A 21,829-nucleotide genomic window follows, 5' to 3' on the forward strand; every position below is an offset into this window, starting at 1 on the left:
TCAGTTATTAGTACGTTCTGACAACGGAAAACCAGCAACTGACAATTGACAACGAACAACTGCCAACCCAACCATTTCATGCAAACTTTCTTCACCAGCCTGTACTCGTCCCTGATTTCCATCTTTCAAAGCCAGCGGCCGGCCGACTATGGCTTGTATAAAACCGATTTGTTTTCGCTCGTGGGCTGGAGCACTTTGGGCGTGGCTTTGTTGTTGGTAGTAGCGTTTTATTATCTGTTTAATTCGGCCCTGCGCACGGGTATGTTTCGCACCACGCACTGGGTGCTCACCCTGGCCCTGGCGGCTGGCCTGGGCACCCTGCTGGCCAACACGCTCAGCAAAAGCCACGGCGCCGAAAGCAGCAGCTACCTGGGCTACTTTATGGTGGTAAACATGGTGGTGGCCTCGCTGTGGTTTCTGCTGTTTTCGGTGCTGCTCAAGCGCTGGAGCACCTACGCCCGCACTACCCCGTTTGTGGGGCCGTTTTAAGGCAGAACCTTACCCCCGGCCCCTCTCCAAAAGAGAGGGGAGCCTGGTGGGTTTCAGGTAGGGATTTTGAAATTATCTACAGAAATAACCGCGCCACTGTGGCTCCCCTCTCTTTTGGAGAGGGGCCGGGGGTGAGGTTCTCACGTCAGAAAAAGCTATGTCCAAACTATTCATCTTTGCCGTGGGCGGCACCGGGGCCCGCGTGCTGCGCTCCCTCACCATGCTGCTGGCCGCCGGGGTGCGCATCCCCAATTGCGACCAAGTGGTACCCGTCCTCATCGACCCCGACACCCAAAACGGCGACGTGACCCGCACCGTGGCCCTGCTCAAGCGCTACGCCCGCATCCACGAAGCGCTGTACGGCGATGGCCAGAAAGAGAAAACCGGCTTCTTTAGCCAGCCCATGAACACGCTGGCCCACCTGAACACCGGCGGCTCGGAAGAACTGCGCGACTCGTTCGTGTACGACTTTGGCGGCATCAGCCAGCCCTTCCGCGACTACTTGAAGTACAACGACCTCTCGGTCGAAAGCCAGGGCTTGGTGGATTTGCTGTTCACGCAGGACAGCCTCGCTGCGAACCTCGATGTGGGCTTCCGCGGCTCGCCCAACGTAGGCTCGGTGGTGCTCAACGCGGTGGTGCAGTCCAAGGAAATGCGCTACCTCGCCCAGAGCCTGCAAGAGGGCGACCGGGCCTTCTTCATCAGCTCAATTTTTGGCGGAACTGGCGCAGCCGGCTTCCCGCTGCTGGTGAAGAACCTGCGCGATTCAAACTCCGCGCTGGCCCACCCCGAAGTGCGCCGCCGCATGAAAGCCGGCGCTCTGGTGATGCTGCCGTACTTCAAGCTGCAGGAGCCTTCGCAGGATGAAAAGGCCGCCGGTCAGGATTTCATCGACTCGAATACCTTCATTACGAAGACCAAAACGGCCCTCTCGTACTACGCCGACAACCTGCAGGGCCTCGAGGCCATGTACTACCTTGGCGACCAGCCCGGCCAACCGCTGGCCAACCACCCCGGCCGCGCCGAGCAGCGCAACCAAGCCCACTTGCTGGAAATGCTTGGCGCCCTGTCGGTGGTGCACTTCATGGAGGTGCCCGACAACCAGCTCGACAGCGGCCAGCCGCTCTACCACGAGTACGGCCTGAAGTCGGACGCACCCGAGGTAGACTTCGGCCAGCTGCCCGCCGACATGCGCCAGGAGGTGGCCCGCCCGCTCATTCAGCTCCACTACTTCGCCCGCTACTTTCTCAAGCACACCCCCGAGGATGCGAAGGCGCCCTACTACGAGGCCGGCGACCTCTCAGCTCAACTGCGCAACAACCGCGCCCTGCGCGAGCTGAACGACTTCTTTGGCGAATACAACGAATGGATTCGGGAGCTGGGCGTAAACCAGCGCCGCTACACGGCCATCCGCCCCGAGGAAATGGACTTCAATAAAATGGTGGCCGACAAAACCGTCGAGACCGGCATTTTCAGCAAAGGCATCACTCCGGGCTACTTCCGCGACGAGCTGACCAAGGCCGTGGGCAAAGACACGTTGAAGAACCCCACCGAAAACGAGGCCCTGCGCTGGGTAGTGAAGGCGTTTGAAGAGGCCACGGGCGAGATTCTGGATAAGAAGCTCCAGTATTCGTAGCGCCGGAAACAACTTAAATTCAAAATAATAATGACGTCATGCTGAGCGCAGTCGAAGCATCTCGCGTGTGGTAGTAATCAAGCTAGCTCAACGAAGCACGCGAGATGCTTCGACTGCGCTCAGCATGACGTTCTAGTTCGTTTGTAAAAACCAAAAATGGCTAAAATCCTGCGTTTGCACGATACCGGTTCCAGCACCCACGAGGGTTGGGGCCCGACTGGTAAAATTGGCCCCCACGAAGTGGAGCGCCTGCTCGACCCGCAAGGCGGCCGCGCCGCCAAGGTGGCGGTATCCATTCCGTCGCCCTTTGCCCGGATGCACCTGGTCGAAACCGCGTTGCGCTTTGTGGGGCAGGGTGGGGGCCACCAGGACTCGGTGTACCACCAGCTGGTGAGCCATTTCTGGGACGTGTGGGAAATGGTGTTCAACTACCACCAACGCAAGCTGGCCAGCCAGCGCCTCCAAATTCGGGCTTGGCGCAAGGACGAGGAACTGGCCAAGCTGCGGGCCAACCCCGCCACCCGGCCGCTGGCCGACGTGCTGAGCCTGTACCTCGACGGCCGCTTTGCCAAGCTCACCGAGATGCACCTCATCTACTTCCCGGGAGCCAATGGCGTGCCGCAGCTCATTGGCGGCACCTCGCCGCTCACGCTGTTTTTCCCGGCGCCCAACGTGCGGCCCCTGCCGGTGCAGCGGCCCCAGGGCGGCGGCTATTATTTCGATAACCAGTACGTGTCGCTGGCCAACCGCGAGGCCGCGTTCCGCGACTTCGTATACCAGCAATTCGTGGGCGACCCAGCCCTGATGGCCCTGGCGCCGCTGGTGCGCGACACCCTGGACCGTGGCATCCTGCAGAAGTGGGCCATGGAAGGTAGCGCCAACCTGAGCAACTTCCCGGTGCTTACCGACGCTTCCAACAACCAGATTGACGTTTCCGGCGTGCTGCTGCGCGTGCGCCCCGACGAGGGCACCGTGCGCAACTCCGACCTGTTTATCCGGCCCACCCGGGCTGGCGTGGCGGGCCCGTTGCCCATTGTGCTGCGTCCCGGCCTCAAAGCCATAGGCAAGCGCTACTTCAACGAGACGATGTTTGCCGACAGCGGCGCCATTATCCCCGCGGCCGACCCTCGCCCGCTGAAGGAGCGCACGCTGCCTGGCCCGGAGCTGCCGTACCCGTACCTCACGGTGAACGACCTGCTGGAAGAAACGCTGCTCACCGTGCCCTACGAGGTGGACGAGGCGCGCTTCTACTGCGGCTACCTGAAGATTGCGCCGGGCTTCAAGCCCAGCACCTGGCCGCTGCTGCCCATCAAGCCGGCTTACTTCGACTACTTCACCGCCCACGACCTGGCCGAGCACCTGAGCATGGAGCTCGACCCGGCCTGCGTACGGGTGAAGCTGCGCGTGCCCGTGAGCGGCGGCGATTTTGTGGATTTTGAGCGGGCTTACTACCCCAACCCGCAGGGCGACAACCTGGGCCGCCTGCTGGTGACCAACGTGGCGCTGTCGGTGTTCCCCTTCGTAAAGGTGATTGACGCGCCGCAGTACAACGACTTCTACAAAGTCATGCTGGTGGATGCCAACAACATCGACCCGAGCATGGTGACCAAGAAAGTTGACCTGAAATTCTGGGTCGACGGCCGCCCGCTGGGCGAAACCGGCACCGGCCAGAGCGCCACGCGCTACGAGCGCACCCCCAAAACCGGCCAGGACGAAGGCAGCACCTACTACGAGGTGCGCGGCACCCATTTCGACTACCTCGAAGTGCTGAACCCGGCCCCTGCCGCTGGTTCAGCCCTGGTTATTCCGCGCTGGCCCGAGATTCGGCAGGGCACCAAGGAGTATCGCTTTGCCATCGACTTTGGCACCACGAACACCCACGTGGCCATGCAGGACAACCCCGGCCAGGAGCCCAAGCCCTTCAGCTTTGGCCTGACCGATACGCCGGTGGCGCTGCTGAAAAAGTCGACCGGTGAGCCCGACCGCACTGCTTACGAGCGCCTGTACCGCGGCATCGACGACGACCCGGCCAACTTCGTGCAAATCAAGCGCTGGCAGCAGTACCAGGAGCGCGAGTTCGTGCCGCCCATCATCGGGCAGGACAGCTCCCCGTACGCCTTCCCGGCCCGCACGGCTACCTACGAGGCCCCGAACTACGCTACCCAGGAGCTGAGCGTGTTGGGCAACATCAACGTGGCTTTCGGCATCATCACCGAAGAACAGCGCCGGCCCAACTACCACACCAACCTGAAGTGGGACAATAGCCTGAACCAGGCCAGCACCAACCGCGTACGGGCTTTCTTCCAGGAAATCCTGCTGCTATGCCGCGCCAAAGTGGCCCTGAACGGCGGCAACCTGGCGGCCACGCAAATCACCTGGTTTGCTCCGCTGAGCTTCTCGACCTACCAGCGCAACCTGTACCAGCGCGAGTGGGACACGCTGTTCCACCAGGTGTTTCACACCAGCCACTCCATGCCGTGCATGGTGGAAAGCACGGCGCCGTACTACTACCTCACCCGGCGCAACATTGTGACACTGGGCCCGGGCGAAAACGCGGCCTTCATCGACATCGGCGGCGGCACCACCGACGTGCTGCTGTACGCCGACCGCAAGCCGGTGCTGAGCACCTCGTTTCGCTTTGCCGGCAACGACCTGTGGGGCGACGGCGGCGCCGAAGTGCGCGGCTCGAAAGACAACGGCCTCGTGCGTTTCGGCGTGGCCGGCGTGCAGAGCGCGGTGCTGTCGCCGGCCGCTCGGCGGGCCCGCGAATACGTGCTGGTAGCCGAAGGAACCGACAATTTCGGCTCTGAGGACGTGGCCAGCTTCCTGTTCAACTACGACCAGCTGCTGGGCTTTAGCGAGCGGCTGCTGCGGGCCGAGCACCTGCGCGTGCTGTTCTACCTGCACTTCGGCACCCTGATTTACCACGTGGCGCAGGTGACGGTGGCCAACGGCCAGCAGCTGCCGCGCTACCTCTGCTTCACGGGCCGCGGCAGCCTCTACGTGCGCCTGCTGGCTGCCGGTGCCAACCTGCAGCCGGTGGAGAAGCTGGCGCGCCTCATCATGGAGAAAGCCACCGGCCAATCGGTGCCGACGGACTTCCGCATCAAGCTGGCCGACGACCCCAAGCAAACCACGGCCAACGGCGGCGTGATGGCCACCGGCCAGATGCCGCAGGACCCGCCGCTGGTGCGCCCCGTGGGCACCGGCGACGAGCTAGACAAAGGCGAGCACCACCTGGAAGCCACCGGCGTGACCGACGAAATCAAGCAAGCCGTGCTGGCCAATGCCCGCGCCTGCCTGAAGTTGCTGCTCGAAGACCCGGAGCTGAAGCGCCTGCAAACCGACCTGGGCGTGAAAAACGACCCCGGCCTGGTGATGGCCACCCTGGACCGCCACCTCGGCGACTCGTTCAATCTGTACCGGCAGCAGTACGCCGACGTGCTGCGCGACGGCGATACCGTTCCCGAAACGCTGTTCTTCCTGCCGTTCAAAAACGCCCTGTATGAGCTATCCAAGGTGCTTTATGACGCGCAGCCGCTTAACTAGCCGGATTGGGCTGGGCGCCTTGCTGCTCTTGCTGGCCCTTGGGGGTGAGCAGGCGGCCCGTGCCCAGTCCACTGCCGATTCGCTGCGGGAAGGCCCCGTAGCCTCGGTGCCGCAGCCAGATTCGACCGCGGCCGCCACTACTAGCGCTCCGGCCGTTGCGCCGTCTTCCAACTGGCCGTGGATATTGGGCGTGCTGGGCGGCATTGCGCTAGGCGTGCTTGGGGCGCGTATGTGGGCGCGCTCGTCCCGGCCGGCGGCCGATAGCCGCGAAGACCGCACCACAATGGCGCCGTCCGAACCCGAGCCCGTACGAAAGAAACCCGCTGAAAACGTGCCCCGCACGCCCGTGGTGCAGTCATTGCGCCAGGTGCAAGGAAGCCCGCCCACCTCGCCACCCGCGCCCAAGCCGGCGCCCAAGGCCGCCGGAACCGGGGCGAAATCAAAAAACAAACCCAAGCCCAACCAGCCTTCCGGCCGCGCGTCGTCCTGGCCCGCTGTTCCTCCCCGTCCTGCCATGAATCAAACTCCGCCACCCACGCCTCCCACGGATGGCGACTCGCAGCCCCTGGAAACCGGCCAAACCATTGAGTGGACCACGCCGCCTTACATTCAGGAGCTAATCGAAACCACGGGCAATGAGGCGCCTGAGGCCCCGGCCGCTCCCGCCCAAGCCGCGGCGCCCACGCCGGCTGCTTCGAATGGCCCCGTGCACTATTACGCCCCGGCCCCCGACGTGCCCAGCATTGAGCACCGCAAGCTCAGCCCCAATCCGCTGCCGCAGATGCCACTGCTCATCACCCTCACGCACGCGGAGGCTACTATAGCCCAATTTTCATTCAGCCCGCAGGCCGACCAGTCGCGCATCATCGGCAACGGCGTGCGGGAGCTGAAAGAATTTTTTGCGTTTGAACTGCCGCCAACCGAGCAATTTACCACCATTAAGAACCTGGCGGACGGAAAGCTGGAACGCCGCGACGATGCCTGGCACGTGGTGCAAAAAGCTGGGATTGCATTGAGTTGAGGGAGAAAAGATGTAGAGACGCGACCCTTCGCGTCTTGCCGTTTAATGATTATGGTCGCGCCCTTGGGCTATCATCGTTCAACTAGTACCGTTCAACGCTGAGACGCGAAGGGTCGCGTCTCTACACCCAAAGGCGCCGCAGTAACTTCGGCAATTATTTGACGAAGCGGTTATGCTCTTAATTGAAATTGTATTGGTGCTGGCGCTGGTCGCCTGGCAGGCCTTCGTGTTCTGGCGCAACCGCCAGCTCACCGAGCGGGTGCAGGCCATGTACCCCGTGGCGGGCGCGGTAGCCGTACAGCCCATTCCCTTCACGGCCGCTCAGCCGGAGAAGAATTTCGCGGTGCAATACGATGCCCTCATCACCCGCGATGCCTCGCCCGAGTTTGGCCAAATCATCACCGACACCAACGAATACCTGCTGAATAACCGCGGCGCCGCGGCCGATTTCGGCATTCTAAAAGACATCTCCGAGCGCCACGCCGAGGCGCTGGACGAGGAGATTCAGGCCCAGATTGCCACGCCGCTGTACCTGGGCCTGCTGGGCACCTTCACAGGGGCCATCCTGGGCTTGGTGGCGCTGGTGGGCAATCCCTTTTCGGAGGTATCGGATAACCCGCACACGGACACGTCGTTCAGCAACGGCGACGTGCAGCACTTCCTGGGGGGCGTGCTTATCGCCATGATTGGTAGCCTATTTGGCCTGGCGTTCACGCTGGCCGGCAACCAGCTGCTGAAGCAGGCGCGGGCCGTGCGCGACCGCCACAAGAACGCCTACTACACCTTCTTGCAGAAGGCGTTGCTGCCCAAGCTCAACTCGGACATGCAAGCCGGCATGAGCAATCTGAAATCGGTGCTGGATACGTTCAATACCGAATTCTTCAGCCAGATTCAGAACGACTTCTTTAGCAAAATCCACGAGTTTACGCCGCTCATCGCCAGCATCACGGACAACGTGAGCGTGCAGAAGCGTTTCCTGGAGCAGCTGGAGAAAATTGGCTATTCGGAGCTGGCCAACGCCACCATCAAGGTGTTTGATAGGGTGGATGAGAGTGCCCAGACCTTCGAGAAATTCCTGGGCTACCAGCAGGCGCTGAACACCACCGTGACGCACAGCAACGAAGCCGCCCAGACCATTGGCGCGCTGCTCAACCGCCTCATGGCCCTGGAGCAAGGCCTAGCCAGCGTGCCGCAGTACCTGCAGCAGCACGACGATGCCCTGCGCCAGCAAGTGGCCTTCTTCAGCCAGCACGGCAAGCTGCTGGCCGATATTGGGTCCCAAATCCGCCAGGGCGTGAGCGAAGGCGTGCACCGCATGGACCAGGAGCTCGACGGCCGCCTGCAAGAGCTGCAGCAGGAAGCCACCGAAGCCCACGAGCAGTGGCAGCGCCACTTCCGCGAGCTGAACAACAACAACATCTACCAGAAAATCACCGAGTACCTCAACCCCTTCACGCAGCTCCCGGCCCAGCAGCAGCAGCTCAACGCCCTGCAGGAGCGCCAGGCCGCCCTCGCCGCCCAAGCCATGCAGCGCATGGAAGCCCGACTGCTGGCCGACGCGCAGCTGCAGCAGCAACTCCTGCAGCAGGTAGAACGCACCAACAAAGTGCTCGAGGAACTCACCAAGCCCAACTGGTTCCAGCGCACGGTGCTAGGCAAGAAGTAAGGCAGACAATTCAGAAGAACTTCATGCTGAGCGCAGCCGAAGCATCTCGCATGGGATAGTAATCCAATCGCTGGGATTAGTGGTTGCACGCGAGATGCTTCGGCTGCGCTCAGCATGACGGTTTTATTACATTGAATAATTTACATACTCCCACCCCATGAAAGAGAGCAAGGACTTCTTCTGGCCCAGCTACGTGGACCTCATGACGGCCTTGTTCCTGACCATGCTCGTTATGTTCGTGCTCAGTTACAAGCTTTTCAAAGACAAGGCGCGCGATAACGACAAGCTCATCTACGACCTGAAAGTGCAGGTGCAGGAAAAGCGCAAGCTAGACGAAATAAAAGCGGCTCTCAAGCGCCTGGAAAGCAATTATTTCGAATACAACCCCACCTATAAGCGCTACGAGCTGAAATTCCCGGTCACGTTTGCTCCCAAAAGCGACGTGCTGCCCTACGAAGCCCAGGCGCCCCTGGTGAAAGCCGGCCGCTTTCTGCTCAACCAGATGCAGTCCATCAAAAACGACGAAAACGTGCAGTACCTCATCGTGGTAGAGGGTCGTGCTGCCAAAGACCTCCGCTACCCTGCCAACGACCTGCACAACCTCGACGGCCCAGCCGTGCGCCAGCTCAGCTACAGCCGCGCCTTGGCCGTAATCCGGCTCTGGGAACAGGCCGGGCTGCGCTTCCCCAATAACCTGGAAGTAGTGGCCGCTGGCAGTGGCTTCCGCGGCGCCGGCCGTTACACCGGCAGCCAGGAGGCGCTGAATAAACGGTTTATCATTCAGATTCAGCCCAAGATTGGCTCAATTGGGAAGTAGGAACAGTGAGTAATACAGAGCGTCATGCTTCGTGGAGCCTAACCCCCGGCCCCTCTCCAAATGAGAGGGGAGCCGGACATTAAACAACAAATGCCCCGGCTCAAGTTAGCTGGGGCTTTTCTGTTTTCAGGAATTGAGCTAAAACCTTATGTTGTAGCTCCCCTCTCTTTTGGAGAGGGGCCGGGGGTGAGGTTCCACGAAGCGGTAAAGATGCTTCGCTGCGCTCTGCATGACGGTCAGGTTTACTCGTTCTACCCCTGCAAAATCAGCTCAATCGCCGCCAGTTCCTCCGGGCTGAACGCCAGATTCTCCAAGCAGCGGAGCGAGTCGTCGAGTTGCTCAGGTTTGCTGGCGCCGATGAGCACAGAGGTTACCCGCTCGTCTTTCAGTAGCCATGAGAGGGCCATTTGGGCCAGGCTTTGCTGGCGGGTGAGGGCGAGGTTGTTGAGATGGCGGATTTTGTCGAGTCGCTCGGGAGTGAGGTTGTTCTCGGTCAGGAAGCCGACGCCTTTGGCCACGCGCGAATCGTCCGGGATTCCGCGCAGGTACTTGTCGGTGAGCAGGCCTTGGGCCAGCGGCGAGAAGGGGATGCAGCCCACACCTTCCTGTTCCAAGAGGTCGAGCAGCCCGCCTTCTACCCAGCGCTCAAACATCGAATACTTGGGCTGATGAATGAGGCAGGGTGTGCCGAGCTCGCGCAGCAAGCGGAAGGCCTCGGCCGCTTCGGTGGGCTGGTAGTTGCTCAGGCCGATGTACAGGGCCTTGCCCTGGCGCACGATGAGGTCGAGAGCGGCCATGGTTTCGGCCAGGGGCGTGTCGGGGTCGGGGCGGTGGTGGTAGAAAATGTCGACGTACTCCAGGCCCATGCGCTTCAGGCTCTGGTCGAGGCTCGATACGAGGTATTTCTTCGAGCCCCACTCGCCGTAGGGGCCGGGCCACATGAGGTAGCCGGCTTTCGTGGAGATAATCAGCTCGTCGCGGTAGCCCGCAAAATCTTCGCGCAGCACGCGGCCAAAGTTCTCCTCGGCCGAGCCGGGCGGTGGGCCGTAGTTGTTGGCCAGGTCAAAGTGGGTGATGCCATTATCGAAGGCCCGGCGCAGGATGGCGCGGCCGTTGGCCAGCGCGTCCACGTCGCCGAAATTGTGCCACAGCCCCAGCGAGAGCGCCGGCAATTTCAGGCCGCTGAGCCCGCAGCGGCGGTACGTCATGTGCTGGTAGCGGGTGGGGTGGGGGAGGTAGGGCATTTTTGAGAGAGATGAACGATAAACTCCCCTCCTTACCAAGGGGGATGTTTTCGCGAAGCGGAAACGGGGGTGGTTGGGGCGACGAACGACTCGCGTCAGGGCCCCAAATACAAAAGACACCCGAACATAGCACAAGGGCCTCGTTCGGGTGTCGTTCTTACCTCGTGCAACGATTCAACCACCCCAATTTTCGCATCGCGAAAACACCCCCTCCTTGGTAAGGAGGGGAGGGGCCGTTGCGCTGGCTAGTAGCGGCGGTTGATGCAGTTCAGGTCCTCAAATGCCTGCTTGAGGCGTGCCACGAAGGTTTCTTCGCCTTTGCGCAGCCACACGCGGGGGTCGTAGTACTTCTTGTTGGGCGAGTCGGCGCCGCTGGGGTTGCCAATCTGGCCCTGCAGGAAGCCTTCGTTTTTCACGTAGTAGTCCTTGATGCCTTCCCACAGTGCCCACTGCAGGTCGGTGTCGATGTTCATCTTGATGGCGCCGTAGCTGATGGCCTCGCGGATTTCCTCCTGGCTCGAGCCCGAGCCGCCGTGAAACACGAAGTCGATGGGCAGCGCCTCGGTGATGTTGTGCTTTTGGCGCAGATGCTCCTGCGAGTTGTGCAGAATCTTGGGCTGCAGCTTCACGTTGCCGGGCTTGTATACCCCGTGCACGTTGCCGAACGCGGCAGCGATGGTGAAACGCGGGCTGATTTCGCTCAGCTGCTCGTAGGCGTAGGCCACTTCCTCGGGCTGGGTGTAAAGCTTGGAGCTGTCCACGTCGGAGTTGTCCACGCCGTCTTCTTCGCCGCCGGTCACGCCCAGTTCAATTTCCAGCGTCATGCCGATTTTGGCCATGCGCTCGAGGTAACGCTTGCAGATTTCGATGTTCTCCTCAATCGGCTCTTCCGATAGGTCGAGCATGTGCGAACTGAACAGCGGCTGGCCGTGCTGGGCGTAGTATTTCTCGCCGGCGTCGAGCAGGCCGTCAATCCAGGGCAGGAGCTTTTTGGCGGCGTGGTCGGTGTGCAGCACCACGGGCACGTCGTAGAGGTCGGCCATCAGGTGCACGTGGTGGGCGCCCGAGATGCCGCCCGCAATGCTGGCGCGCTGGCCGTCGTTGCTCACCGACTTGCCGGCATAGAACTGGGCGCCGCCGTTCGAGAACTGAATCATAACCGGCGAGTTCACTGCCTTGGCGGCTTCCAGCACGCCGTTCACGGTGTTGGTGCCGGTCACGTTCACGGCCGGGAGGGCAAAGCCGTTGGCCTTGGCGTATTGAAACAGAGCCTGGACTTCGTCGCCGTGCAGGACGCCCGCCCGCAGGCCGGTAAGGGTTTGGTCAGCCATAAAAATGAATTAAGCGGCAGCGCCGCGGTGAATAAAGAAAGCAGGCAAACCCCGGCCGCCCAAAAAGCGCCGGGACAGCAAAGTACGGTCGGCGGTGCCTAACCTGAAAGTGCGGGCCCACCGATTGGCCCCTGGGGGGCGTACCAAACCCAAGCCTGCTGAAATTACCATAAAAAAGGGGGCTGACCGTTGCAGCGGTCAGCCCCCGGGCTGCACTCACCTCTCCTTCACTTTCGTTTTCTAGCCGGCCGTCATTGTCTTAGACTGCCGGTACACGCCGTAGCTATTCGTGACTTGCAATTGGTACACGTACTGGCCGGCGGCCAGGCCCAGGCCGCTCAGATTCAGGGCAATGGTATGCTCGCCGGCGCGCATGCCCTTGCGGTTGATGCCGGCCACCTTGCGGCCCGCCAGGTCGAAGAGGTCCAAGCGAACGTCGCCGCCGTTGGTGAGCGTGAAGGGCACCGTGGTTTCGCCCCAATAGGGGTTGGGATGGTTTTGGCCCAGCACAAACTGCCCGCCCGTTTCCCGGTCCAGCACACGCGGGGGCACAGCCACTCGTTTGGGTGCTACCTCAGGCTCCGGGGTGCTACGGGAGGCGGGGTCGTACGCCAAGGTGGTGGAAAGGGCTCTAGACTCGACCGCCACCCCCGCGCCGGCAGGCAAAGCAGCCTCGGCGGTTCTGTAAGTCGGACTCAGCAAATCACTCAGGGTATTGGTGGGGGCCATAGGCAAATCGAAATGGGGTTGAGCCGGTCTCATCTGCCTGATAATTACTTGCAACTGCGCAGGTAAAAACGAAAGATGCGACCAGCATAATGCTGTGTAATTCCCTCGGTGCGGGCGCCGAAGACATTTCAAATATCATTATTCTATTGTTGAAAACCTACTCAGCACCTATACTTTACTGTAAAATATAGGCTAATGAAAAAAAATCGGTTGGCAGCGACGTCGAAAAGGGCCAAACTCAGCAGTTGGGGGCACAATGCCCCGCCCGGCGCCCCACGAAAATAGCCCGGTTGAGACCCGAAAAAACATCGAAAATTCATTTCGGCTTAACCTTTCAATGGCTACCTTGCAGGACTCATGAGCCACGCCATGCCAGACTTCTTTGATACCGACGGCCGCCCCGAACCTGCCGACGGCGCCAGCGCCGAAGCCGAGCGCAAGCTGAAGGTGTGGGCCGTGCTCAACGCCGTGGACCAAGGCCTGATGAGCACCGAAGAAGCGTGCACCGCCTACGGCATCAGCGCCGGAGAAATGGAGCAGCACCGCGCCGGCTGGCTCGATTTCGAGGCCGGCAGCCGCTAGCAGTCCACTCCTACATATTGGGGCGAAAGCGCCCGTCCCATTGCCCTGTCCCAACCAGCTCCACTCGCTGTTTTTGGGCTTCTCAAGGGCCGACGTAGCATTTGAGCTGGCATCAGATTGAGCCAAATAGCCTGCCGGTTGGCATATAAGGAACTAAAGTGCATTGCTGTGCTTTAACTTTGGCTTAACCTATGCCCTCCTTCATGCAAGAGTATAACTCGTCGGTTGCCCCCGCATTGCCCCAACTCCCCAAAGCCTTAACGGGTATTGAGGGCCTTGATGAAATCACCGATGGCGGCTTGCCGCAGGGGCGCCCCACCCTGATTTGCGGCAGCGCGGGCTGCGGCAAAACCTTGATGGGCATTGAGTTTCTGGTGCGCGGCATTCAGGAATACAACGAGCCCGGCGTGCTCATGGCCTTCGAGGAAACCGGCGAAGAGCTGGCCGCTAACGTGGCCTCTCTGGGTTTCGACCTGAAAGCCCTGCAGGACAGCAAGATGCTGCGCCTCGACCACGTGCACGTCGACCGGTCGGAGATTGAAGAAACTGGCGAATACGACCTCGAAGGGCTGTTTATACGCCTGGGTTACGCCATCGATTCCATTGGGGCCAAGCGCGTGGTGCTCGACACGATTGAGGCGCTGTTTTCGGGCTTTCCGAATCAGGCTGTGCTGCGCTCGGAAATCCGCCGGCTGTTTCGGTGGCTCAAGGACAAGGGCGTCACTACCGTCATCACGGCCGAGCGCGGCGACGGCACCTTGACGCGCCAAGGGTTGGAGGAGTACGTGTCGGACTGCGTGATTCTGCTCGACAACCGGGTGATTGACCAGATTACCACCCGCCGCCTGCGCATTGTGAAGTACCGCGGCAGCACCCACGGCACCAACGAGTACCCCTACCTCATCACGGAAGACGGCATTTCGGTGCTGCCCGTGACGTCGCTGCGGCTCGACCACCAGGTGTCGAACAACATCATGTCGTCCGGCGTGCCTGCCCTCGACGACATGTTTGGCATGGGCGGCTTTTACCAGGGCAGCAGCGTGCTCATTACCGGCACGGCCGGCACCGCCAAAACCACCCTGGCCGCCTCCTTTGCCGAAAAAACCTGCGAGCAGGGGCAGCGCTGCCTGTTTTTTGCTTTCGAAGAATCGCCGCAGCAGCTGCTGCGCAACATGCAGTCGGTGAGCGTGGACTTGAAGTCGCACGTGGCGTCCGGGCTGCTGCGCATCGAAGCGTCGCGGCCCACCATCAACGGCCTCGAGCAGCACCTCGTCACGCTGCACCGGCTGGTGAAGGAGTTTAAGCCCGATGCGGTGATTATCGACCCCATCACCAACCTCATCACGGTGGGCAACATTGCCGAAGTGCGCAGCATGCTCACGCGCCTCATCGACTTTCTGAAGGTGAGCGGCATCACAGCCTACTTCACGGCCCTGGTGAGCGGGCGCGGGCAGCAGCAGGAAATGACCGACGAGGGCGTGTCGTCGTTGGTCGATACCTGGATTAGCGTGCGCGACCTCGAAGGCATTGGCGAGCGCAACCGCGGCCTGAGCATTCTCAAATCGCGCGGCATGGCCCACTCCAACCAGGTGCGCGAGTTCCTCGTGACCGACCGTGGCGTGGAGCTGCTCGAGGTGGTGGTGGGCCCCACCGGCATTGTGACCGGCGCCAGCCGCCTCACCCAGCAGCTGCAGGAGCACGCCCAGACCCTGGCCGCCCAGCAGGAAGCCGACCGCCGCGACCGCGAGCTGGAGCGACGCCGCCGCGTGCTCGAAGCCAACATTGCCAACCTGCGCACCGAGTTTGAGTCGGTGGAGGAGGAACTGCGCCAAATCAATTCGCACGAACAAACGCGCCAGCAAACCCTGGCCAGCGGCCATCAGCGCATTGCCGCCGCCAATCCGCCGCGGCGCAACGCCCCCACTGCCGGCGAAAACCCCAAGTAGCCCGTATACCCCAGTTGCCCCCAGCAACCGCCCCACACCCTTTCCATGGCTGAAGAAAACGACGAAGAAACCTGGGAGTTGCGCCTGTACGTGGCCGGCCAAACCCCCAAATCGGTAACGGCCCTGGCCAACCTCAAGAGACACTGCGAGCAGCACCTCAAGGGCCGCTATAAGATAGAAGTCATCGACCTGCTGGTGAACCCCCAGCTGGCCGAGGGCGACCAGATACTGGCCATTCCGACGCTGGTGCGCAAAGTGCCCGAGCCCATTCGCAAAATCATCGGCGACCTCTCCAACGAAGAGCGGGTGCTGGTGGGCTTGGACGTGCGTCCCTTCACCAAACAATAGGCTGCTCGATGGAACCACTACTGGACCCCGCGGACGGCCCCGAGGAGGCTGCCGGCCCCGAATATTTGCTGCACCTGTACATTACGGGGGCCACGAATAACTCGACGCGCGCCGTGCGCAACATCAAGGAAATCTGCGAAGAGCACCTGAAAGGGCGCTACGAGCTGCTGATAGTGGACGTGTACCAGCAGCCGGAGCTGGCCCAGGAAAAAGACCTGATTGGCGTGCCCACGCTCATTAAGCTGCGCCCCGGCTTGGTGCGCCGCATGGTGGGCGACTTCTCGGACCGCGAACGGGTGCTGAAGGCCTTGGGCGTGATTCCGCCCGCCACTGTCATCGGCAATGAGTGAGCCGCTGCCCCCCAAGGTTGACCTGACCCGTGAGAACGAGGAGCTGCGCTACCAGCTGGAGGAAGCGCAGGAGCTGATACATGCCATCCGGACCGGGGCCATCGATGCGCTGGCTGTGCAAAGCGCCCAGGGGCCGCGCATCTTCACGCTGCAAGGCGCCGACCAAGGCTACCGCACCCTGATTGAGCAGATGAACGAGGGCGCCTTGCTGCTCAGCGAAGACGCCACCGTGCTCTACTGCAACGCCTGCCTGGCCGGCCTGCTGGGCCACGCCCTGGGCGAGCTGATGGGCAGTTCCTTCGATGCGTTTGTGCCCTTGGTGTTTCAGGACTACTGGGCCAGCCTGATGCAGCGGGGCTGGGCGGGCAAAAGCAAGGGCGAGCTGCCCCTGCAAACCAAAGCGGGCGCGCTGGTGCCGTTTTCGGTGTCGATGAACGTGCTGATGTTCAACGAGACGCCCACGCTGGCCGTGATAGTGACGGACTTGTCGGCGCAGCGCGAAATCAGCGCCATTCAGGCCCAGGTGCTGGAACAAAACGCCCTGCTCGACCGCAAAACCGAGGAGCTCAAGCGCGAAGAAGCCGGCCGCCTGGTGGGCGAGCGCGCCGCCGCCGAAGCCAGCCGCCTGCTCGAGGGCATCTCCCAGATTGCCTGGACCACCAACGCACTGGGCGACCACACCTACCGCAACCGCCGCTGGTACGACTACATTGGGCAGGGCCAGGGCCAGGGCGCCCCCGCCAGCCGCTCCTGGCGCGAGCGCCTGCACCCAGACGATGTGGCGCCCACGCTGGCGCACTGGCAGCACAGCCTGCACACCGGCCAGCCCTACGAGGTGGAGTGCCGCATCCGCAACCACGCCGGGGCCTACCGCTGGATGCTGGGTCGGGCGCTGCCCTCGCGCAACGAGCAGGGCGAGATTATCCAGTGGATTGGCACCTACACCGACATCCACGAGCACAAGCTGGCGCTCGAGCGCATCGACCAGGGCCAGCGCGAGCTGCGCGACAACAACGAGCAGCTCACCCGCGTCAACGTCGACCTCGACAACTTCATCTACACCGCCTCGCACGACCTCAAGGCGCCCATCTCCAACATCGAGGGCCTGCTGCACGCCCTGCTGGTGGAGCTGCCCGCCGAAACCGTGCAGGCCGACCCGGTGCAGCCCATTCTGGGGCTGATGCAGGACTCGGTAAACCGTTTCAAGCGCACCATCGAGCACCTCACCGACGTGAGCAAGCTGCAGAAAGAGCACGGCCACCCCACCGAGCCCGTGGACCTGGCCACCGTGGTCCAGGACGTGCTCCTCGATTTGGAGCCGCTCATTCAGGCGGCCACCGCCCGGCTGGAAGTGGACGTGCAGGCCGCCCCCTCGGTGTCCTTTTCCGAGAAAAACCTGCGCAGCGTGGTGTTCAACCTGCTCAGCAATGCCCTCAAGTACCGCGCGCCCGACCGCGCGCCGCACGTGCGCCTCCGGGCCCGGCCCGAAGCCAGCGGCGTGGTGCTCGAAGTGCAGGACAACGGCCTGGGGCTGGACGCGGCCAGCGAACAGAAAATGTTCGGCATGTTCCAGCGCTTTCACGACCACGTCGAGGGCTCCGGCATTGGCCTTTACATGGTGAAAAAGATGGTGGAAAACGCCGGGGGGCGCATCGCCGTGCGCTCGGAACTGGGCGTGGGCTCCACGTTTTTGGTTTACTTTAGCCGCTGATACGCGCTAAACAGTGTCCTGCTTCGGGGCAAATTTTGCCGCCGGCCCCCCCATGCAAAAGTTAACCTGCGTAATGCTGGTCGACGACGACCAGACGACCAATTACCTCAACCAATTGCTGCTGAAGCGCCTCGGCGTGACGGATAAGCTGCTCGTGGCCCTCAACGGCCAGGAAGCCCTGGAGCTGGTGCAAAGCCACTGCCACGAAGCCACCCCCGATAACCCGGCCCTGATTCTGCTCGACGTGAAGATGCCCGTCATGGACGGCTTCGCATTTCTGGCGGCCTACGAAAAGCTGCAGCTTGAGCGGAAGTACGCCATCATCATCGTGATGCTGACCACCTCGCTGCACCCCCAGGATGTGGAGCGGGTCAAGCAGCTCAATATTTCCGGTTTCCTGAATAAGCCCCTGACCGAAGAGAAGCTCAACCAGGTGTTGAAAAGCTACTTCGACCGCCAGCTGCCCGAAAAGTAGTATTCGTTACTAATGACTTGTTGCACCAGGCTTCATGAGCAAGGTAAAGCTTGGCGTTTCAGCTCAACTTTGCCGCCGCGTCGCCGGGGGTATTTGCCGGCAGTAGGGTTAGGGCAAATAAATCTACCTTGGGGCCATGTCCGATTTCCGCCTTCGCGTGTTCCAGGCCGTGGCCCAGCACCTGAGCTTTACCAAAGCAGCCCAGGGGTTGTTCATCACGCAGCCGGCCGTAACCAAGCACATTCGCGAGCTGGAGCGCCAATACGGGCAGCGGCTGCTGGAGCGCCGCGGCAACCGCGTGTCGCTCACCGAAGCCGGCAGCCTGCTGCTCGCCCACGCCGAAGCCGTGGCCCGCTCGCACCAGCAGCTGGAAGACCAGCTCCACGCCCTGCACGACCCCGAAGAAGCCGCCGGCCGCCTGCGCCTGGGGGCCAGCACCACGCTGGCTCAATACGTGCTGCCCGGGCTGCTGCCCGCGTTTCAGGCCCGCTACCCTAACGTGCAGCTCACCCTGCTCAACGCTAATTCCGAGCAGATTGCCGAGGCCCTGTTGCGCGGTGAGCTGGACCTCGGCTTTGTGGAAGGCCGCTCCAAAAGCCGCGACCTGCACTACGAGCTGCTGCTGACCGATGAGCTGGTGGCCGTGCGCGGGGCCACCGCGGCCGGGCCGCCATCGCAGCCTATGCCGCTGGCCGAGGCGCTGGCTTGCCCGCTGGTGCTGCGGGAGCGGGGCTCCGGCACGCTGGAGGTGCTGGAGTTTGCGTTGCGGGGGCTCAAAGTGCGGCTCAGCAGCTTGCCGGTGGCTTTTTACTTCGACAACACCGAAGCCATCAAGGCCTACCTGGAAGCGGCACCCGAGGCCCTGGGCTTCGTGTCGCGCCGGGCCCTGGCCCGCGAGCTGTCGGCCGGGTTGTTGGAAGTGGTGCCTATTGCGGGGCTGCACCTGCACCGGCAGTTTGAGGCCGTGTGGGTGCAAGGGCAGCCGCTGCCCCGCCCGGCGCAGCGGTTTTTGAGCTTTGCCCACAGCCACTTGAAGGAGACTGTATAACCAAAAGTAATTTCGAATAACTATTTGGAAGTACCCGCTGGTTGGGGAGCGCCGTAAATTTGCGGCAGGAAGTACGTCCTGTCCCATGCCACATCCAGTTATAAATCCAGCCAAACCCAACGCCAGCCCAAGCCCAGACCAAAGTGCTACCAGGGCGGCTCGCGCAACCGTTGCCGACACCGGCTCAACTACGCCTGAGCCCACGGGGCCCTTGCGTCATTTCCATGCTACGCACACCGTTTTCGGCTTCGGGTTCACGCTTCGGGCGGTAGTCTTTGGCTTGCTGCTTATCTACTGCCTCACGCCCTGGGCTTCGCCGCCCATTGCCTTGGCGCTGGGGCTGGCACTGGCCCAAACCCTGGGCAACCCCTTTGCCCGCCAAACTAAGCTGGCCACGGCCAAGCTGCTGCAGTACTCGGTTATTGGGCTGGGGTTTGGCATGAATGCCCACGCGGCGGTGCAGGCCGGTAAAACCGGCATCGTGTTCACGGTCGTGTCCATACTGGGTACGCTGGTGCTGGGCTACGTGGCCGGACGCTGGCTGGGGCTCACGCGCCACGTTACGCACCTGATTTCCTGTGGCACTGCCATCTGCGGCGGCAGCGCCATTGCGGCCGTTGGGCCCGTGCTGCGCGCCAAGGACGAAGAAATGTCGGTGGCGCTGGGCACGGTGTTCGTGCTCAACGCCATTGCGCTATTCGCCTTTCCACCCATCGGCCGCGCCCTGGCCATGACGCAGAGCCAGTTCGGCCTCTGGTGTGCCATTGCCATCCACGACACCTCGTCGGTAGTAGGCGCCGCCACGGCTTACGGCGACCAGGCCCTGCAAGTGGCTACCACCGTGAAGCTGGCCCGCGCCCTCTGGATTATCCCCGTGTCGATAGTAACCGCCCTGATTTTCAAGCAGAAAGGCGTGAAAATCAAAATCCCCTACTTCATTCTGGGCTTCGTCGCCGCCATGCTCATCAATACGTTTGTGCCCGCCGCTAAGCCCGTGGGCCCGGTATTGGTAGGCGCCGCCAAAATTGGGCTAACCGTGACGCTCTTCTTTATCGGCGCGGGGCTATCGGGCAAGGTGCTCAAGACCGTGGGCGCGCGGCCATTTGTGCTGGGCCTGCTGCTGTGGGCGGTGATTTCTACGGCTTCGCTATACGTGATTCTGCACACCGTGTAAGCAGGTTTTGGGTCCAGTGGCCTCATTTTAGTTGGCTTGCCCAAGATTATAAGCCGGGGCAAGAACTAGCGTAAAAACCTTCCGCAAAACGTAAGTTGCCGGGCGCGCAATCCATTTGTAGGATTGCGCACCCGGCAACGTTAACAACTCGGCTATTGTGAGCTAACTGGCTTACTTGGCGATGCGCTGGCTGTACGCACCCGAACTGGTGAGGAGCCGCACAATGTAAATTCCAGCTGGCAGCGTGTGCAAATCCAGTGCCCAACGGCCGGTTGCGGAGTCATCAGCCGTACCTTCTACTTTCTGAACGCGACCTAGAGCATCGAATACCTGCACCGCAGCAGCCTTGCTGGCTAGTAATTCGGCTGGCAGCGTGCTACTCACTACCCACTCCTGCGCCGAGTGGCCGGGGTACACTTCCATTGCCCCAACTGTACTGCTGAGCTTCACCGACCGCACGGGCGAGTAGCTGGTGGTGCCGTCGATGTCGGTCTGGCGGAGGCGGTAGTAGCTCATACCCGGCATCGGATGCTCATCTGCTAGCTCGTAATCGGTTCTAGCCTGCGTATTGCCGGCTCCAGGCACGGTGCGGACGCTGCTAAAGGCTTTGCCATTTGCTGAATGTTCCACAGTAAAGCTGGCATTGTTTTTCTCCGATGCCGTTGCCCAGCGCAACTGTACAGTCTGACGGGTAGTAGGCAAAGCAGTAAACGATATAAGCTCCACGGGCAAGGCGCGGCAGGCCGCAGCGTTAGCGAGCTGGCTACTGGCTGGAGCGCATGTTGCACCTGCCACTTGTGAGCCCGGACAAGTTACGCTGGTCTGCGCCACACATATTTTGGGGGGGGCTGCGCTGCCGTTGCATGTTGCTGTGAGCTGGTTTATCTCGCCTTGTGCCGCGAAAACACAGCCCCTTACAGCAAGTAGCCCCGTACCGCAATCGGCAACATTGGCACCCGGAATAAGGTCGAGATTACCATTAACCAATATAGTTCCTTCAATCTTTAAAACTGCATTTTTCAATATCAAATTACATTTTGTGTTGAGATAAGCTCCAGCGCCAACTGTCACAGTAGCTTTATCAACAGTAATTTGGTTCGGTTTCACGTTGCCGGCTGCAGATAGGCTACTAGCAGCAGTAGGCTGAATATCAACAATTAAATTAGTAGCCCTGAAACTGTCTTTCCCATTTCCTAGCAGGATGTTGCCGCCATCAATAACCCCGCCTGCTGCGACGGCAATACCGCCTCTACTGTCTACTACAAGTGAGTTCACAAGGACGTTGTCAGTACCTTTTACAATACCACCCGAGGAAACATATAAGTCTCCATTATCACCCACATTTACTTGTCCACCGTCGCTTATGGTGAGGGTGCTTCCATTTGCAACAGTCAACGAACCGCCATTTGTTATGTTGAATGAACTGCCTGGTGTGACAGTAAAACTAGCATCAAGAGTGATGGCAAACCCATTAATATTAAAGACAGAAATAATGGTTCCAGGAGTAGAAGTGCTACACGTTGAGGTTTCCGTTTTATTAAAGACAGGGCTTAAGGTACTTGGGTCATAGAAATTGCCCGTCCGGTTTGCTGTGTATGTATATACACACTGAGCCATTACCCTTAATGGAAGCAAACCACTAATGATTACCAGTAGTAGACAAGATAGTATGAGCTTTTTCATATATTATATGGGTTTTTAGTGTTGAGATTA

General features: G+C 61.0%; 18 protein-coding genes. 14 read left to right on the top strand and 4 right to left on the bottom strand.

The window, feature by feature from the left end; genetic code table 11:
* Positions 1 to 78: 78 nt before the first annotated feature.
* The 6 genes from AUC43_RS08850 (at position 79) to AUC43_RS08875 (ending at position 9,178) form a co-directional block, all read left to right on the top strand.
* Positions 79 to 489: a hypothetical protein gene (locus AUC43_RS08850; RefSeq protein ID WP_068192029.1), complete on the top strand. Its 411-nt coding sequence runs from the start codon at positions 79 to 81 to the stop codon at positions 487 to 489.
* Positions 490 to 646: 157 nt separating this feature from the next.
* Positions 647 to 2,125, top strand: coding sequence for a hypothetical protein (locus AUC43_RS08855; protein ID WP_068192031.1), 1,479 nt, complete (start codon positions 647 to 649; stop codon positions 2,123 to 2,125).
* A 156-nt stretch (positions 2,126 to 2,281) separates the two neighbouring features.
* The gene (locus AUC43_RS08860; RefSeq protein ID WP_068192033.1) at positions 2,282 to 5,674 is read left to right on the top strand and encodes an acetate and sugar kinases/Hsc70/actin family protein; all 3,393 of its coding nucleotides are present in this window, start codon (positions 2,282 to 2,284) and stop codon (positions 5,672 to 5,674) included.
* Positions 5,652 to 6,695 carry a hypothetical protein gene (locus AUC43_RS08865; RefSeq protein WP_068192035.1) on the top strand — a complete coding sequence of 348 codons (1,044 nt, stop codon included), beginning with the start codon at positions 5,652 to 5,654 and terminating at the stop codon, positions 6,693 to 6,695. Before AUC43_RS08860 ends, AUC43_RS08865 begins: the two co-directional genes overlap by 23 nt.
* Before the next feature lie 172 nt (positions 6,696 to 6,867).
* Complete coding sequence (locus AUC43_RS08870; protein ID WP_068192036.1) at positions 6,868 to 8,361, top strand: hypothetical protein; 1,494 nt, start codon at positions 6,868 to 6,870, stop codon at positions 8,359 to 8,361.
* A gap of 157 nt (positions 8,362 to 8,518) precedes the next feature.
* Positions 8,519 to 9,178, top strand: coding sequence for a hypothetical protein (locus tag AUC43_RS08875; protein WP_068192038.1), 660 nt, complete (start codon positions 8,519 to 8,521; stop codon positions 9,176 to 9,178).
* A gap of 251 nt (positions 9,179 to 9,429) precedes the next feature.
* On the opposite strand, the gene mgrA is transcribed toward AUC43_RS08875, so the two are convergent.
* The 3 genes from mgrA to AUC43_RS20900 form a co-directional block, all read right to left on the bottom strand.
* Positions 9,430 to 10,422 (bottom strand): L-glyceraldehyde 3-phosphate reductase, encoded by a 993-nt coding sequence (gene mgrA / locus AUC43_RS08880; RefSeq protein WP_068192040.1) that lies wholly within the window; start codon positions 10,420 to 10,422, stop codon positions 9,430 to 9,432.
* 245 nt (positions 10,423 to 10,667) lie between these two features.
* Positions 10,668 to 11,753, bottom strand: a complete 1,086-nt coding sequence (gene fbaA, locus AUC43_RS08885; RefSeq protein WP_068192042.1) for a class II fructose-bisphosphate aldolase — start codon at positions 11,751 to 11,753, stop codon at positions 10,668 to 10,670.
* Positions 11,754 to 11,993: 240 nt separating this feature from the next.
* Entirely contained in the window at positions 11,994 to 12,482 is a 489-nt protein-coding gene (locus AUC43_RS20900; RefSeq protein WP_157781002.1) for a T9SS type A sorting domain-containing protein, read from the bottom strand.
* 357 nt (positions 12,483 to 12,839) lie between these two features.
* On the opposite strand from AUC43_RS20900, the gene AUC43_RS08895 reads away from it, so the two are divergent.
* From AUC43_RS08895 to AUC43_RS08930, 8 genes are all read left to right on the top strand, one after another.
* On the top strand, positions 12,840 to 13,064 hold the full coding sequence (locus AUC43_RS08895) for a DUF1153 domain-containing protein (RefSeq protein ID WP_068192046.1): 225 nt from the start codon (positions 12,840 to 12,842) through the stop codon (positions 13,062 to 13,064).
* A gap of 203 nt (positions 13,065 to 13,267) precedes the next feature.
* Positions 13,268 to 15,010: a circadian clock protein KaiC gene (gene kaiC, locus AUC43_RS08900; RefSeq protein WP_233254136.1), complete on the top strand. Its 1,743-nt coding sequence runs from the start codon at positions 13,268 to 13,270 to the stop codon at positions 15,008 to 15,010.
* Positions 15,011 to 15,055: 45 nt separating this feature from the next.
* Positions 15,056 to 15,358 carry a circadian clock protein KaiB gene (kaiB, locus tag AUC43_RS08905; protein WP_068192051.1) on the top strand — a complete coding sequence of 101 codons (303 nt, stop codon included), beginning with the start codon at positions 15,056 to 15,058 and terminating at the stop codon, positions 15,356 to 15,358.
* An 8-nt stretch (positions 15,359 to 15,366) separates the two neighbouring features.
* Positions 15,367 to 15,708 carry a circadian clock KaiB family protein gene (locus tag AUC43_RS08910; RefSeq protein WP_068192052.1) on the top strand — a complete coding sequence of 114 codons (342 nt, stop codon included), beginning with the start codon at positions 15,367 to 15,369 and terminating at the stop codon, positions 15,706 to 15,708.
* Positions 15,701 to 17,419 (top strand): PAS domain-containing sensor histidine kinase, encoded by a 1,719-nt coding sequence (locus AUC43_RS08915; RefSeq protein ID WP_068192054.1) that lies wholly within the window; start codon positions 15,701 to 15,703, stop codon positions 17,417 to 17,419. Before AUC43_RS08910 ends, AUC43_RS08915 begins: the two co-directional genes overlap by 8 nt.
* A 52-nt stretch (positions 17,420 to 17,471) precedes the next feature.
* Positions 17,472 to 17,894, top strand: a complete 423-nt coding sequence (locus tag AUC43_RS08920; protein ID WP_068192055.1) for a response regulator — start codon at positions 17,472 to 17,474, stop codon at positions 17,892 to 17,894.
* A gap of 136 nt (positions 17,895 to 18,030) precedes the next feature.
* Positions 18,031 to 18,942 (top strand): LysR substrate-binding domain-containing protein, encoded by a 912-nt coding sequence (locus AUC43_RS08925; RefSeq protein ID WP_068192056.1) that lies wholly within the window; start codon positions 18,031 to 18,033, stop codon positions 18,940 to 18,942.
* Positions 18,943 to 19,153: 211 nt separating this feature from the next.
* Positions 19,154 to 20,116 carry a YeiH family protein gene (locus AUC43_RS08930; RefSeq protein WP_068192058.1) on the top strand — a complete coding sequence of 321 codons (963 nt, stop codon included), beginning with the start codon at positions 19,154 to 19,156 and terminating at the stop codon, positions 20,114 to 20,116.
* A gap of 171 nt (positions 20,117 to 20,287) precedes the next feature.
* On the opposite strand, the gene AUC43_RS20410 is transcribed toward AUC43_RS08930, so the two are convergent.
* Positions 20,288 to 21,799 (bottom strand): T9SS type A sorting domain-containing protein, encoded by a 1,512-nt coding sequence (locus AUC43_RS20410; RefSeq protein WP_082685004.1) that lies wholly within the window; start codon positions 21,797 to 21,799, stop codon positions 20,288 to 20,290.
* Between the last annotated feature and the right edge of the window lie 30 nt (positions 21,800 to 21,829).

Origin of the sequence: Hymenobacter sedentarius (assembly GCF_001507645.1) — a bacterium.
Taxonomy (GTDB): Bacteria; Bacteroidota; Bacteroidia; order Cytophagales; family Hymenobacteraceae; genus Hymenobacter; species Hymenobacter sedentarius.

What these genes read in the sequence shown, in the direction of transcription:
- AUC43_RS08850 (WP_068192029.1), top strand. Translation starts at nt 79, where the DNA reads ATGCAAACTTTCTTCACCAGCCTGTACTCGTCCCTGATTTCCATCTTT.
- AUC43_RS08855 (WP_068192031.1), top strand. Translation starts at nt 647, where the DNA reads ATGTCCAAACTATTCATCTTTGCCGTGGGCGGCACCGGGGCCCGCGTG.
- AUC43_RS08860 (WP_068192033.1), top strand. Translation starts at nt 2,282, where the DNA reads ATGGCTAAAATCCTGCGTTTGCACGATACCGGTTCCAGCACCCACGAG.
- AUC43_RS08865 (WP_068192035.1), top strand. Translation starts at nt 5,652, where the DNA reads ATGACGCGCAGCCGCTTAACTAGCCGGATTGGGCTGGGCGCCTTGCTG.
- AUC43_RS08870 (WP_068192036.1), top strand. Translation starts at nt 6,868, where the DNA reads ATGCTCTTAATTGAAATTGTATTGGTGCTGGCGCTGGTCGCCTGGCAG.
- AUC43_RS08875 (WP_068192038.1), top strand. Translation starts at nt 8,519, where the DNA reads ATGAAAGAGAGCAAGGACTTCTTCTGGCCCAGCTACGTGGACCTCATG.
- mgrA (WP_068192040.1), bottom strand. Translation starts at nt 10,422, where the DNA reads ATGCCCTACCTCCCCCACCCCACCCGCTACCAGCACATGACGTACCGC.
- fbaA (WP_068192042.1), bottom strand. Translation starts at nt 11,753, where the DNA reads ATGGCTGACCAAACCCTTACCGGCCTGCGGGCGGGCGTCCTGCACGGC.
- AUC43_RS20900 (WP_157781002.1), bottom strand. Translation starts at nt 12,482, where the DNA reads ATGGCCCCCACCAATACCCTGAGTGATTTGCTGAGTCCGACTTACAGA.
- AUC43_RS08895 (WP_068192046.1), top strand. Translation starts at nt 12,840, where the DNA reads ATGAGCCACGCCATGCCAGACTTCTTTGATACCGACGGCCGCCCCGAA.
- kaiC (WP_233254136.1), top strand. Translation starts at nt 13,268, where the DNA reads ATGCAAGAGTATAACTCGTCGGTTGCCCCCGCATTGCCCCAACTCCCC.
- kaiB (WP_068192051.1), top strand. Translation starts at nt 15,056, where the DNA reads ATGGCTGAAGAAAACGACGAAGAAACCTGGGAGTTGCGCCTGTACGTG.
- AUC43_RS08910 (WP_068192052.1), top strand. Translation starts at nt 15,367, where the DNA reads ATGGAACCACTACTGGACCCCGCGGACGGCCCCGAGGAGGCTGCCGGC.
- AUC43_RS08915 (WP_068192054.1), top strand. Translation starts at nt 15,701, where the DNA reads ATGAGTGAGCCGCTGCCCCCCAAGGTTGACCTGACCCGTGAGAACGAG.
- AUC43_RS08920 (WP_068192055.1), top strand. Translation starts at nt 17,472, where the DNA reads ATGCAAAAGTTAACCTGCGTAATGCTGGTCGACGACGACCAGACGACC.
- AUC43_RS08925 (WP_068192056.1), top strand. Translation starts at nt 18,031, where the DNA reads ATGTCCGATTTCCGCCTTCGCGTGTTCCAGGCCGTGGCCCAGCACCTG.
- AUC43_RS20410 (WP_082685004.1), bottom strand. Translation starts at nt 21,799, where the DNA reads ATGAAAAAGCTCATACTATCTTGTCTACTACTGGTAATCATTAGTGGT.